This window comes from Micrococcus lylae (genome assembly GCF_900163825.1).
Taxonomy (GTDB): Bacteria; Actinomycetota; Actinomycetes; order Actinomycetales; family Micrococcaceae; genus Micrococcus; species Micrococcus lylae.
The window spans coordinates 40,641-53,736 of the sequence record NZ_FUKP01000020.1; the positions used below are offsets into that span (position 1 = coordinate 40,641).

The 13,096-nt window shown below is 71.8% G+C and carries 12 protein-coding genes; 2 read left to right on the forward strand and 10 right to left on the reverse strand.

Going from position 1 to position 13,096, the window contains the following annotated elements; translation table 11 throughout:
• Nucleotides 1-75: 75 nt before the first annotated feature.
• Complete coding sequence (locus FM125_RS03510; protein ID WP_070638457.1) at nucleotides 76-2,169, reverse strand: ATP-binding protein; 2,094 nt, start codon at nucleotides 2,167-2,169, stop codon at nucleotides 76-78.
• Nucleotides 2,169-3,779, reverse strand: coding sequence for a carboxyl transferase domain-containing protein (locus FM125_RS03515; RefSeq protein ID WP_067189794.1), 1,611 nt, complete (start codon nucleotides 3,777-3,779; stop codon nucleotides 2,169-2,171). Before FM125_RS03515 ends, FM125_RS03510 begins: the two co-directional genes overlap by 1 nt.
• A 175-nt stretch (nucleotides 3,780-3,954) precedes the next feature.
• On the opposite strand from FM125_RS03515, the gene FM125_RS03520 reads away from it, so the two are divergent.
• Nucleotides 3,955-4,587 (forward strand): TetR/AcrR family transcriptional regulator, encoded by a 633-nt coding sequence (locus FM125_RS03520; protein ID WP_067189792.1) that lies wholly within the window; start codon nucleotides 3,955-3,957, stop codon nucleotides 4,585-4,587.
• Between the two features lie 74 nt (nucleotides 4,588-4,661).
• Nucleotides 4,662-5,135 (forward strand): GNAT family N-acetyltransferase, encoded by a 474-nt coding sequence (locus FM125_RS03525; RefSeq protein ID WP_082739721.1) that lies wholly within the window; start codon nucleotides 4,662-4,664, stop codon nucleotides 5,133-5,135.
• A 169-nt stretch (nucleotides 5,136-5,304) separates the two neighbouring features.
• Here the strand turns inward: FM125_RS03525 and FM125_RS03530 are convergent, their stop codons facing one another.
• From FM125_RS03530 to tsf, 8 genes are all read right to left on the reverse strand, one after another.
• On the reverse strand, nucleotides 5,305-6,720 hold the full coding sequence (locus FM125_RS03530; RefSeq protein WP_087133652.1) for a dihydrolipoamide acetyltransferase family protein: 1,416 nt from the start codon (nucleotides 6,718-6,720) through the stop codon (nucleotides 5,305-5,307).
• A complete protein-coding gene (locus FM125_RS03535) occupies nucleotides 6,717-7,787 on the reverse strand; it encodes an alpha-ketoacid dehydrogenase subunit beta (RefSeq protein ID WP_067189789.1) in 1,071 nt (356 codons plus the stop codon). Before FM125_RS03535 ends, FM125_RS03530 begins: the two co-directional genes overlap by 4 nt.
• The gene (pdhA, locus tag FM125_RS03540) at nucleotides 7,784-8,911 is read right to left on the reverse strand and encodes a pyruvate dehydrogenase (acetyl-transferring) E1 component subunit alpha (RefSeq protein WP_067189787.1); all 1,128 of its coding nucleotides are present in this window, start codon (nucleotides 8,909-8,911) and stop codon (nucleotides 7,784-7,786) included. The genes FM125_RS03535 and pdhA overlap by 4 nt, the downstream gene beginning before the upstream one ends.
• Nucleotides 8,912-9,102: 191 nt before the next feature.
• Nucleotides 9,103-9,696, reverse strand: coding sequence for a DivIVA domain-containing protein (locus tag FM125_RS03545; protein WP_070638463.1), 594 nt, complete (start codon nucleotides 9,694-9,696; stop codon nucleotides 9,103-9,105).
• Between the two features lie 68 nt (nucleotides 9,697-9,764).
• On the reverse strand, nucleotides 9,765-10,598 hold the full coding sequence (locus tag FM125_RS03550) for a phosphatidate cytidylyltransferase (protein ID WP_070638466.1): 834 nt from the start codon (nucleotides 10,596-10,598) through the stop codon (nucleotides 9,765-9,767).
• Nucleotides 10,599-10,640: 42 nt separating this feature from the next.
• Nucleotides 10,641-11,198 carry a ribosome recycling factor gene (gene frr, locus FM125_RS03555; protein WP_067189781.1) on the reverse strand — a complete coding sequence of 186 codons (558 nt, stop codon included), beginning with the start codon at nucleotides 11,196-11,198 and terminating at the stop codon, nucleotides 10,641-10,643.
• Nucleotides 11,199-11,278: 80 nt separating this feature from the next.
• Nucleotides 11,279-12,034, reverse strand: coding sequence for a UMP kinase (gene pyrH / locus FM125_RS03560; protein ID WP_067189779.1), 756 nt, complete (start codon nucleotides 12,032-12,034; stop codon nucleotides 11,279-11,281).
• 195 nt (nucleotides 12,035-12,229) lie between these two features.
• Nucleotides 12,230-13,066: a translation elongation factor Ts gene (gene tsf, locus FM125_RS03565; protein WP_070638471.1), complete on the reverse strand. Its 837-nt coding sequence runs from the start codon at nucleotides 13,064-13,066 to the stop codon at nucleotides 12,230-12,232.
• Between the last annotated feature and the right edge of the window lie 30 nt (nucleotides 13,067-13,096).

Here is a 13,096-nt window from a genome sequence, read left to right on the forward strand (position 1 = left end):
GGTCGGTCTGGTCGATGGGGTGTGCTGGTGGCAGGACGGTCCGCGACGGCGGGGCCGCGGACCGTCCCGGTCGGGTCAGGCGTCCTGGGCCGGGGCCTCGGCGGCGTCCGGCTCGACGGTGGCCACGAGGCCCTGGGCCGGGACGGAGTCGCCCTGGGACACGTGGACGGTCACGGTGCCGGCGAGAGCAGCGGTGATGGGGTGCTCCATCTTCATGGCCTCGACGTCAGCCAGGTGCGCACCGGCCTCCACGCGGTCGCCGGTGGCCACGTGCACGGCCACCACGGTGCCCGGCATCGGGGTCCGGGCCTCCGGGGAGCCGGCGCCCCCCGGGACGAGGCGGGCGGCCGCGGCGGAGCGGGCGGACTCGAGGCGCTCGGCGCGGGTCTGGCGGTGGACTCGCCAGGTGAACCCGTCACGGCGGACCCAGGCGGTGCGCGGGTCGGCCGGGTGCACCAGGATCTCCGCGGCGTCCACGGCCGGCTCCGGGGCGTCCGTGGCCGCGCCGTGCTCGTCCGCCTCCTCCGCGACGACGGGCACCGGGCTGATGCTGTGGCGGACGCCGTCGACCTCGACGGACAGGGTCGGGGCCGGGGCGCCGACGGAGCGCCAGGCGTCGCCCGCGGCCCAGGCGCCGTGGCCGCCGCGGGGACGGGCGAAGGTCTGCCTCGCCGCGCCCTCGTGGGCGGTGTCCACGTCCACCTCGGCGAGCGCGCCGGCCGCGGCGGCGAGGGTGTCCGCGTCCAGCTCGGGGGCGGACCACTCGTCCATGCCGTCGATCATCGTGGTGGTCAGGCGGCCCTGCCGCACCTCGGGCAGTGCCGCCAGGTGGCGCAGCCAGGCGAGGTTGGAGGTGACGCCGGTGAGGACGGTGTCCTTCAGGGCCGCGTCGAGGCGCTCCATGGCCTCGGCACGGTCGGCGCCGCGGGTGATGACCTTGGCGATCATCGGGTCGTAGAAGCCGGTGACCTCGGGCTGGGAGTCCGGGTCCTCCACATGCATCAGGGAGTCCACGCGGACGCCCTCGCCCTGCGGGGCCACGAAGGTGAGCACCTGCCCGGTGGACGGCAGGAAGCCGTTCGCCGGGTCCTCTGCGTAGACGCGGGCCTCGACGGCCGCGCCCTCGACGGTCACGTCCTCCTGGACGAAGCCGAGCGGCTCGCCGGCGGCGACGCGGACCTGCAGCTCGACGAAGTCCTGCTGCTCGCCACGGACCCGGACGACCTCCTCGGAGACCGGGTGCTCCACCTGGAGGCGGGTGTTCATCTCCATGAAGAAGAACTCGTCCGGGTTGTCGTCCGAGACGAGGAACTCGACGGTGCCGGCGCCCACGTAGCCGACGGAGGTGGCGGCCTGCACGGCGGCGTCACCGAGGCGGGCGCGCAGGGCCTCGCCGTCTGCGTGGGCGGTGAGCAGCGGGGCCGGTGCCTCCTCGATGACCTTCTGATGGCGGCGCTGCAGGGAGCACTCGCGCTCGGCCAGATGCACGGTGGTGCCGAGCGAGTCCGCGAAGACCTGCACCTCGATGTGACGTGGGGAGGTGATGAGGCGCTCGAGCAGCAGGGTGTCGTCGCCGAACGCGTTGGACGCGGTGCGGCGGGCCGAGGCCAGGGCGCCGGGCAGCTCGTCCTTGGAGTGGACGGCGAACATGCCCTTGCCGCCACCGCCGGCGGACGGCTTGATCAGCAGCGGGAAGCCGACCTCGTCCACCCGGGCGATGATCTGCTCGTCGGTGAGGGCCGGGTCCGCGATGCCCGGGACCACGGGCACCCCGTAGGCGGAGACGGTCTCCTTGGCGCGGATCTTGTCCGCCATGGCGTCCAGGGAGGACACCGGCGGGCCGATGAAGACCACGCCGGCGGCATCGAGGGCACGGGCGAAGTCCGCGTTCTCGGAGAGGAAGCCGTAGCCGGGGTGGACGGCCTGGGCGCCGGTGGCCCTGCACGCCGCCACCACGGCGTCGATGTCCAGGTAGGACTCGCGGGCCGGGGCGGGGCCGAGCCGCACGGCCTCGTCCGCCAGGCGCACGTGGGCGGCGTCCGCGTCCGCATCCGAGTAGACGGCGACGGCACGGATGCCCAGGCGCTGCAGGGTGGTGATGACGCGGACCGCGATCTCGCCGCGGTTGGCCACCAGGACGGTGTCGAAGAGCTTCTCGGACACGGGCATCACATCCTGAACAGGCCGAACTGGGTGTCCGGCAGGGGCTGGCGGGAGACGACGTCGAGGGCCATGGCCAGCACGCGGCGGGTCTGGCCCGGGGTGATGATGCCGTCGTCCCACAGGCGGGCGGTGGAGTACAGGGGGTTGCCCTGGTCCTCGTACTGGGCGCGGATGGGGGCGGCGAAGGCCTCGGACTCCTCGGCGCTCATCAGCTCCTCGCCCGCCTTCTCGCGGGCGTCCTGCTTGATCTGGGTGAGCACGGAGGCCGCCTGGGTGCCGCCCATGACGGAGATGCGGGCGTTCGGCCACATCCACAGGAAGCGCGGCGAGTAGGCGCGGCCGCACATCGCGTAGTTGCCGGCGCCGAAGGAGCCGCCGATCACCACGGTCAGCTTGGGCACCCGGCAGGTGGACACGGCGGTGACCATCTTGGCGCCGTCCCGGGCGATGCCGCCGGCCTCCGCGTCCCGGCCGACCATGAAGCCGGAGATGTTCTGCAGGAACAGCAGCGGGACGCCGCGCTGGTCGCAGAGCTCCACGAAGTGCGCGCCCTTGCGGGCGGACTCGCCGAAGAGGATGCCGTTGTTCGCCACGATGCCCACCGGGTGACCGTCGATCCGGGCGAAGCCGGTGACCAGAGTGGTGCCGTAGCCGGCCTTGAACTCGTGGAACTCGGAGCCGTCCACGATCCGTGCGATGACCTCGTGCACGTCATAGGCCGCGTTGACGTCCACGGGGACGACGCCGGTGAGCTGCTCCGGGTCCACGGCGGGCTCGACAGGGTCCACCACGGTCCAGGCCGGCTCGTTCGGGCGGGGCAGGGTCGCCACGATGTCCCGGAGGATCTGCATCGCGTGGGTGTCGTCGTCCGCCAGGTGGTCGGCCACGCCGGAGACCTCGGCGTGCAGCCGGCCGCCGCCGAGCTCCTCGGCGGTGACGTCCTCGCCGATCGCGGCCTTCACCAGCGGCGGGCCGCCGAGGAAGATCGTGCCCTGGTTGCGGACGATCACGGTCTCGTCGCACATGGCCGGCACATAGGCGCCGCCGGCAGTGGAGGAACCGCACACCGCAGCGATCTGCGGGATGCCCTTCGAGGACAGCAGCGCCTGGTTGCGGAAGATGCGGCCGAAGTGCTCGCGGTCCGGGAAGACCTCGTCCTGACGGGGCAGGAAGGCGCCGCCGGAGTCCACCAGGTACACGCAGGGCAGCGCGTTCTCGAGGGCGATCTCCTGGGCGCGCAGGTGCTTCTTCACGGTCATCGGGTAGTACGTGCCGCCCTTGACGGTGGCGTCGTTGGCGACGACCATCACGGTCCGGCCGTGCACCAGGCCGATGCCGGCGACCATGCCGGCCCCCGGGGAGTCGCCGTCGTACATGCCGTGGGCGGCCAGCGCCCCGACCTCCATGAACGGCGAGCCCTCGTCCAGCAGCAGGTCCACGCGCTCGCGGGGCAGCAGCTTGCCGCGGGAGACGTGGCGCTGACGGGACTTCTCGCTGCCGCCGAGGGCCGTGCGCGCGACGATCTCGCGCAGGCTCTTCTCGAGCTCGGCGTGACCGGCCACGTTGTCCGCGAACTCCGCGGACTCGGGGACGGCGCGCGTGGACAGGACGGACATGCCCGACCTCCAACTCAGTGAATTGCGATTAACTGGAAGACCAGGGTCGAGTCTACTGTCCCGATGCCCATGTCGTCCACATCACAGCATGCCGGGCGCCGGGCCCGTGAGGACCGCCGGACCGCCCGACCGTCGCCCGCCGGGCCGCGCCGACGTGCCCGTTACGATGGTCCGCATGCCCACGCCCCGCAGCTCCAGCGTCGCCGAGCCCGTCACCGCCCGGGAGGCGGCCAAGGCCCAGCGACGCCAGGACCTGCTCGACGCCGCCGCGAGGCTCTTCGCCGAGCGCGGCTTCGAGTCCGTCCGCCTGGAGGACATCGGCGCGGCCTGCGGCATCTCCGGCCCGGGCATCTACCGCCACTTCCGCGGCAAGGCCGCCGTGCTGACGCAGATCCTGGAGAGCGCCTCCCACGGCCTGCTGGACGGAGGCCGCGCCGCCGTGGCCGGCCGCCGCCCCGGCGAGCACGCCCTCGAGGCGCTCGTCGAGTTCCACACGGACTTCGCCCTGCACCGCCGTGACGTCATCCGCGTCCAGGACAGGGACCTCGGCTCGGTGCCGGACGAGGAGCGCCAGGACCTGATCCGCGTGCAGCGCGCGTACATCGACCTCTGGGCGGAGCACATCGGCGTCCTCCACCCGGACGAGGACGAGGCCGCCGCCGTCTTCCGCGCCCAGGCCGTCTTCGGCCTGCTCAACTCCACCCCGCGCTCTGTGCGCCGCTCCCCCGCGGACCGCCGCACCCGCCGCCCGGCCCTGATCGCCATGGCCTGGGGCGCCCTGCGCGCCCGGTCCGCGGTGGTAGCGTGATCAGCACCCGCCGCACCCGTCCGTGCCGACGGACGGCGACCGCAGACCGCACCGTGACAGAGAGGTCCACCGCCGTGTCGCTCCGAGATGTCCGCCCCGAGGACCTGGACGAGTTCTTCGCCCACCAGCAGGACGACGAGGCCAACGTGATGTCCGCGTTCGCCCCGCGCAATCCGAAGGATCGGGGCGTGTTCGACTACCACTGGGACCACCTGCTGAACGACGAGAAGACGCAGGTGAAGACCATCCAGGACGAACAGGGCCGCGCCGCCGGAGCCCTCGTCTGCTCCCGCGAGGACGGCATCCCGGAGCTGTCCTTCTGGACCGCCCGCGAATACTGGGGCCGAGGCCTCACCACCGCGGCCGTGGACGAGTTCCTCGCCGACTTCGCAGAGCGCCCGGTCCGCGCCCACGTGCCCACGGACAACGTCGGCTCCCAGAAGGTCCTGAAGCGCCGCGGCTTCGAGGTCGTCGGCCAGGAGAAGGTCTTCTCCAACGCCCGCGCCGAAATCGTCACCGAGGAGATCCTCGAGCTCACCGGAGAGTGAGCCCCGCCCTCCGACCCCGGTGAGGCGGGAGCGCGGGGCGGGCGGCCGTCGTCGTGCTTTTCCTCCCCGACCCTGGCGGGCCGGAACGGACACGGAAGGGCCCCGGAACCACACGGTTCCGGGGCCCTTCGCTCTGACGGTGCGCGGGATGGAGCGCAGTCGGTGCGGGTCAGACCATGGCGAGGGTCATGCCCGGGCGGCGCAGCATGGCGCCGACGTCCGCGAGGAAACGGGAGCCCTGCTCGCCGTCCACGAAGCGGTGGTCGAAGGACAGGGAGAGCGTCATGACGTCGCGCAGGGCGATCTCGCCCTTGTGCTCCCACGGCATCTTCCGGACCTGGCCGAGGGCGAGGATCGCGCCCTCACCCGGGTTGATGATCGGGGTGCCGGCGTCCACGCCGAACACGCCCACATTGGTCAGGGTGAAGGTGCCGCCGGTCAGCTCGGCCGGCGCCAGCGTGCCCTCTCGGGCCTTGTCCGTGAGGTCGCGGATCGCATCGGCCAGGCCGCGCAGGTCCATGGCCTGGGCATCCTTGACGTTCGGGACCATGAGCCCGCGCGGGGTGGCCGCGGCGAAGCCCAGGTTCACGAAGTTCTGCTGCACGATGGCGCCGGCCGCCTCGTCCCAGCGGGCATTGACGTCCGGGGTGCGCTCCATGCAGAGCACACAGGCGCGGGCGGTGAGGGTCATCGGGGTGAGCTTCACGTCGCGGAACTCGCGGGAGGCCTTGAGCTCGGCGAGTAGCTCCATGGTCTCGGTGACGTCCACCTGCAGGAATTCGGTCACGTGCGGGGCCGTGAACGCGGAGTTCACCATCGCCGCGGCGGTGGCCTTGCGGACACCCTTGACCGGGACGGACACCTCGCGCTCGCGACCGCCGAGGGTGCGCACGGCTCCGGCCGCTGCGCCCACGGCGGCAGCGGCGGCCGGTGCGGCGGCGGACGCGGGGCCTGCCGGGCCGGCAGCGGAGCCGCCGTTGATGGCCGCCTCGACGTCGGCACGGGTGATCACGCCGTGGGCGCCGGTGCCGGTCACAGTCTCCAGGTCCACGCCGTTCTGCTTGGCGTACAGGCGCACCGGCGGAGTGGAGCGCGGACGCTCGCCGGAGCCGGAGGCAGCGGCCGGGGCTGCGGGCGCCGTGGCCGGGGCCTCGGTCGGAGCGGCCGGGGCCGAGGCTGTGGCGGCGGCCGAAGCGGCCTGTCCGACTCCACGACGGGCACGGCGGGCCGGGCGACCCTTCTCCGCGGCGGCGCCGTAGCCCACGAGGGTGGGGACGCGGCCGTCACCGGAGCCGGACTCCTCGGCGCCGTCGGAGGCGGGGGCGTCGTCGCCGCCGTCGTCGCCGCCGAGGTCGAAGGTCACCACCGGGGCGCCCACGTCCACCGTGTCGCCCTCCTCGGCGTGCAGCGCGGCGATGGTGCCGGCATAGGGGCTGGAGAGCTCGACGACGGCCTTGGCGGTCTCGACGTCGGCCAGCACCTGGTTCACCTCGACCGCGTCACCGACGGAGACGCGCCACGAGGTGATGTCGGACTCGGTGAGGCCCTCGCCCAGGTCGGGGAGCATGAAGATCTTCTTCGTCATCGGGTTCCCTCCTGCTGGGCCTGGGCGGCCAGGAAGTCGGCGGCGGTCTCGGGGGCGGCGAACATGTCCACGGAGTCGAGCGAGTGGGGTCGGCCCATGGCACGGTCCACGCCGTCGAGGATGCGGTCCAGGTCCGGCAGGTGGTAGTCCTCCAGCTTCGCAGCCGGGTACGGGATGTCGAAGCCGGTCACGCGCACCGGCGGGGACTCCAGCCAGTGGAAGGAGCGCTCGGTGACGGTGGCGACGAGCTCGGCGCCGACGCCGCCGGAGCGGCCGGCCTCGTGGGTCACGACCAGACGGCCGGTGCGGCGCACGGACGACTCCACCAGGCCGGAGTCCATCGGGGCGATCGAGCGCAGGTCGATCACCTCGATCTCGATGCCCTCCTCCGCGGCCACCTCGGCGGCCTGCAGGGCGGTCTTGACCAGCGGGCCGTAGGCCACCAGGGTGACGTCCTTGCCCTCGCGCACGATCTTGGCCGGGGCCATCGGCGGGATCTCGGCGTCCAGGTCGACCTCGCCCTTGTCGTGGTAGCGGCGCTTCGGCTCGAGGTAGACGACCGGGTCGTCCGAGGCGATGGCGGCGCGGAGCAGGTCGTAGCCCTCCTGCGGGGTGGACGGCGAGACCACGCGCAGGCCGGCGGTGTGCATGAAGTAGGCCTCGGGCGACTCCGAGTGGTGCTCCGGGGAGCCGATGCCGCCGCCGAACGGGATGCGGATGGTGACCGGCAGCTGCACGTTGCCGGCGGTGCGGGCACGCATCTTCGCCAGGTTCGACACGATCTGGTCGAAGGCCGGGTACACGAAGCCGTCGAACTGGATCTCCACGACAGGGCGGTAGCCGCGGTAGGCCAGGCCCAGCGCAGTGCCCATGATGCCGGACTCGGCGAGCGGGGTGTCCATGACGCGCTGGGCCCCGAACTCGTCGATCAGGCCGTCGGTGATGCGGAAGACGCCGCCGAGGGTGCCGATGTCCTCGCCCATCAGGACGACCTTCGGGTCGTCCGTCATCGCGCGGTGCATGGCCCGGTTGATCGCCTTGCCGAAGGTCATCTTCTCGGTGCTCATGCCTGGCCCTCCTCATCGAACATGGCGTGGTACAGCGCGGACTCCCGGCGCTGGCGGGCGAGCTCCTGGTGCGGCTCGGCGTAGACCTCGGTGAACAGGGCGTCTGGGCCGGCCTCCTCGAGAACCTCCAGAGCGGCGCGGACGTCCGCGGCGAGAGCGTCGGCCTCCTTCGTCGCCTCGGCCTCCAGGGCATCCATGTCCACGCCGTTGGCCCGCAGGTGGGCGGCCACGCGGTCGATCGGGTCCTTGGCCTTCCAGGACTCGACCTCCTCGTCCGAGCGGTAGCGGGTCGGGTCGTCCGCGGTGGTGTGCGGGCCCATGCGGTAGGTGACGGCCTCGATGAAGGTCGGGCCGCCGCCGTTCGCCGCGCGCTCCACGGCACGGCGGGTCGCGGCCAGCACGGCGAGCACGTCGTTGCCGTCCACCCGCAGGGACGGGACGCCGAAGCCCCACGGGCGGTCGGCCAGGTGCCGCGGCGACTGCAGCGTCACCGGCTCGGAGATGGCCCAGTGGTTGTTCTGGCAGAAGAAGACGACCGGCGCCTTGTAGGTGGCGGCGAACACCATGGCCTCGTTGACGTCGCCCTGGGAGGTCGCGCCGTCGCCGAAGTAGACGATGGTGGCGGACTTGTCCCCGTCCATGGCGGCACCCATGGCGTAGCCGGTGGCGTGCAGAGCCTGCGCGCCGATGATGATCTGCTGGGCGGCCACCTTGTGGGCCTTCGGGTCCCAGCCGGAGAAGGTGGAGCCGCGCCACAGGCGGATGAGTCCGAGGGCGTCCACGCCGCGGAGCAGGGCGACGCCGTTCTCCCGGTACGACGGGAAGACGAAGTCGTCCTCGCGCAGCGCTGCGGCCGAGCCGGCCTGCGCGGCCTCCTGGCCGAGAAGCGGCGGCCACAGGGCCAGCTGCCCCTGGCGCTGCAGGTGGGTGGCCTCGGTGTCGAGGCGGCGGATCAGGACCATGTCCCGGTACAGCTGGGAGAGGGCGTCGTCGTCGACGTCCTCCAGCCACGGGTCCAACTCGGGCTCGGCGCTGCGCACGCCCTGGGCGTCCAGCACCTGCAGGTACTCGCGGTGCTCTGACTGCGGGATGTCCGCCTCAGCGGGGAGATCGACTTGCGTCATGTCCTCAACTCTCGTGACCGGGCACCGGAGGTGTTCGGCGCCGTCCGGGGGCGGGTGACACGGGCGCGGTTGTGGCCTCAGTCACCTCCGATGACTCCGGGTGAGTCTAGTCACATGGACAGGACTTGACAACACGCGCGGAGGCAGCCGGAAGCCCTCCGCGTAGGGCTGCCGGACAGTTCGTGTGCGGCTCAGCCGCGGCGGAGCAGAACGTCCACGGCCGCGTCGAGGTACGCGTCGACCTGGCCCTCCTCGTAGCCCTTGCGGCCCTCCGCGGCGGCGAAGGCGGCGCGGCGCACGTCGTCCGCATCGAGCTCGGACTCCCCCTCCGGGGCGCGCAGCGCCTCGGCGAGGCGGTCGCAGAACTCGTCCACCTGGTCCACGTCATAGGACTGGGCATCGGCGCGCGACGGGCGGCGGAACCGCTCGCCCGGGGCGCGGTCGGCACGGCCGAGCAGCTCTTCGGTGCGTTCGGTGAGCATCACGGCCCAGTCCTCGTCGCCGCGCTCGGAGACGAAGGCCTCGCGCTCGGAGTCCGCCAGGGCGTCCTCGAGGCGGTCCAGGGCGTCGTCCACCTGGTCCGTGGCGTAGCCGCCGTTGACGGTGGCGAAGCGGGCCTGGCGGACGTCCTCGACGGATAGCTCGCCGGCGCCCTCGTAGGCCTTGCGGGCACGCACCATGAAGGCGTCCACGTGGCTGGGCTCATAGCCGATCTCGTCGGACTCCACGCGCTCGAAGGGCTGGTCGACGGTGGTCTTCAGGTCATCAGGCGACTTCTTCGACATCCGCACTCCTGTGGTGTCAGGGGCCGCTGGGGCGGCCGTAGGGGAAGGTGCCTGGGCAGGGGCGCCGCTCAGGCGATGGGCAGGGCCAAGAGGGTGTAGGCCACCGGTGCGGCGAACACCAGTGAGTCCAGGCGGTCCATGACCCCGCCGTGGCCCGGCAGCAGGGAGGACATGTCCTTGATTCCGAGTTCACGCTTGACCATGGACTCGGAGAAGTCGCCGGCGGTCGCGGCGACCACCGCGAACACGCCGAGCAGCAGGCCGACCCACCAGGGCTGGCCCACCAGCAGTGGCACCGCCACCACGCCCACCAGCACCGCGCCGAGGAGCGAGCCCACCAGGCCCTCCCACGACTTCTTCGGGCTGATGCGCGGCGCGATGGGGTTCTTGCCGAAGCGGTAGCCCACGATGTAGCCGAAGGTGTCGTTGGCGATCACCATCAGCAGCAGGCAGGCCACCATGAAGTTGCCGCGCGGCTGGTCCAGCAGCGCGACGCCGAAGGAGAGCAGGAACGGGGCCCACATCACGGCGAACACGCCGGCCAGGATGATCTGGCCGGTGGGTCTGCGGCGAGTGGCCTCCGTCCAGAGGCAGACCAGCATCAACGACCCCAGCAGGGCGATGAACAGCGCCTCCACTCCCCACAGCAGCGCGGCCAGCGGCAGGGCGACGGCCGCGATCCACAGCGGGGGCTTGGGGACGTCCAGGCCGATGCCTCGGACGGCATTCGCGACCTCGGTGACGCCGGCGACCAGCAGCACCACCATGAGCAGCGCCAGCAGCCAGTCCCACAGGATCAGGCCGGCCAGGGCGACGCCCAACAGCACGACCCCCACGAGGACGGCGGATTTGAGGTCTCGGCCGCCGCGTGGGGGTGCGGGGGTCTCCGCGGCTGTGGTCATTGGATGCTTCCGGTGGGGCGTCGCTGGGGCCCGGGCGGGGCCTCAGACCTCGAGCAGATCGGCTTCCTTGTTCTTCGCCATGTCCTCGATGAGGTCCACGTGCTTCTTCGTCATGGCGTCGAGCTCCTTCTCCCCGCGCGCGCCCTCGTCCTCGCCGACGTCGCCGTCCTTGACGGCCTTGTCGATGGCCTCCTTGGCCTTGCGGCGGGCGTTGCGGACGGAGATCTTGTGCTCCTCCGCCTTCTGCTTGACCAGCTTCACGTACTCCTTGCGGCGCTCCTCCGTGAGCTCCGGCATCACCACGCGGATGACCTTGCCGTCGTTCGACGGGTTGGCACCGACCTCCGACTCGGACAGGGCCTTCTCGATGTTGCGCAGCGCGGACACGTCGAAGGGGGTGATCAGCAGGGTGCGGGCGTCCGTGGTGGTGAAGGAGGCCAGCTGCTGCAGCGGGGTCATGGCGCCGTAGTAGTCCACCATCACCTTGGAGTAGAGGCCCGGGTTGGCGCGGCCGGTGCGCACGGAGGCGAAGTCCTCGCGGGTGGCCTCGATGGTGCGGCCCATCTGCTCTTCGGCGGACTGCAGGGTCTCCTGGATCACGATGTCTCCTGACGTGTGGGTGAGTGGCTGCCCTCCATCCTACGTGGGATTCAGGGACTCGGACTCGGGCGGGCCCCGGCTCAGGGGGTGACGGTGGTGCCGATGCCGTCGCCGCGCAGAGCAGCGGTGACGTTGCCGGGGCCCTCCATCCCGAACACACGCATGGGCAGGCCGTTGTCCTTGCACATGGTCATGGCGGTCAGGTCCATGACGCGGATGTCCCGCTGCAGGGCCTCGTCGTAGGTGAGGTGGTCCAGACGCTCGGCGTTCGGGTCCTTCTTCGGGTCGGCGGTGTAGACGCCGTCCACGCCGGACTTGGCCATGAGGACCTCGTCCGCGCCGATCTCGAGGGCGCGCTGCGCCGCCACGGTGTCCGTGGAGAAGTAGGGCAGGCCGGTGCCGGCGCCGAAGACCACCACGCGCCCCTTCTGCATGTGGCGGATGGCGCGCAGCGGGATGTACGGCTCGGCGACCTGCTCCATGGAGATCGCGGACTGCACGCGGGTGGAGACGCCGGCCTGGAGGAGGAAGTCCTGGAGGGCGAGGCAGTTCATGACGGTGCCGAGCATGCCCATGTAGTCGGCGCGACGGCGGTCCATGCCGTTCTCGGACAGCTCGGCGCCGCGGAAGAAGTTGCCTCCGCCGACCACGATCGCGATCTCGACGGACTCGGCGGCCTCGGCGATCTGCTCCGCGATGCCGCGGACGGTGTCCGGGTCCACGCCGACCTTGCCGCCGCCGAAGACCTCGCCGGAGAGCTTGAGCAGCACGCGGCGGCGTCCCGTGGCGGCGTCGGTCACGGTCGGCAGGGACTGGGTGTGGGTGTTCGTCTCCATGTGCGGGACTCCTCGGGGCGTCGTCTCGGGCTTGTCCAGGTGTGGGCACACAACGGCGGGGTGGTCACCGAGCTGGTGACCACCCCGCCATCGGTGGCGGCCGCATGCGGTGCATGCGGACCGGCGCGGGCTCGGATCGCTACGATCCTACCCCCGAATCAGGGGCGGACCGAGCGGCAGGCGCCGCGGCGTGATTCAGTTGCCGACGCGGAAGCGAGCGAAGCCGGTGACCTTGGTGCCGGCCTCGGAGGCGACCTTGCCCACCGTGGTCTTCGGGTCCTTGGCGAAGGGCTGGTCCTCGAGGACGATCTCCTTGAAGAAGCCGGTCAGGCGGCCCTCGACGATCTTCGGCAGGGCCTGCTCCGGCTTGCCCTCGGCACGCGCGGTCTCGTCGGCGATGCGGCGCTCGTTCTCCACGGTCTCGGCCGGGACGTCCTCACGGGTGAGGTAGGTCGGCGAGTAGGCGGCGGTGTGCACGGCGATGTCGTGCGCAGCGGTCTTGGCCTCGTCGGAGTCGGAGTCCACGGCCAGGAGCACGGACACCTGGGCCGGCAGGTCCTTGGAGGTCTTGTGGAGGTAGGCGTCCACGAAGGCGCCCTCGACGCGGGCGATGCGGCGCACGACGACCTTCTCGCCCATCAGGGCGCCCTCCTCGGTGACGTGGTCGCCGAGGGTGCGGCCCTCGTACTCGGCGGCCAGCAGCGACTCGAGGTCGGCGGCGCCGGAGTCGACGGCGGTCTTCAGGACGACGTCGCCCAGGGTGATGAACTTCTCGGCCTTGGCCACGAAGTCGGTCTCGCAGTTCAGCTCGACCATCACGCCGACGCCGTTCTCGACGGTGGCGGCGACGAGGCCCTCGGCCGCGGCGCGGCCCTCGCGCTTGGTGGCGCCCTTGAGACCCTTGACGCGGATGATCTCGATGGCCTTGTCGGTGTCGCCGTTGGCCTCGTCGAGGGCCTTCTTGACGTCCATCATGCCGGCGCCGGTGCGCTCGCGCAGGGCCTTGATGTCGGCAGCGGTGTAGTTCGCCATGCTCGTTCGGTCCTTCCCGTTGGATGGGGT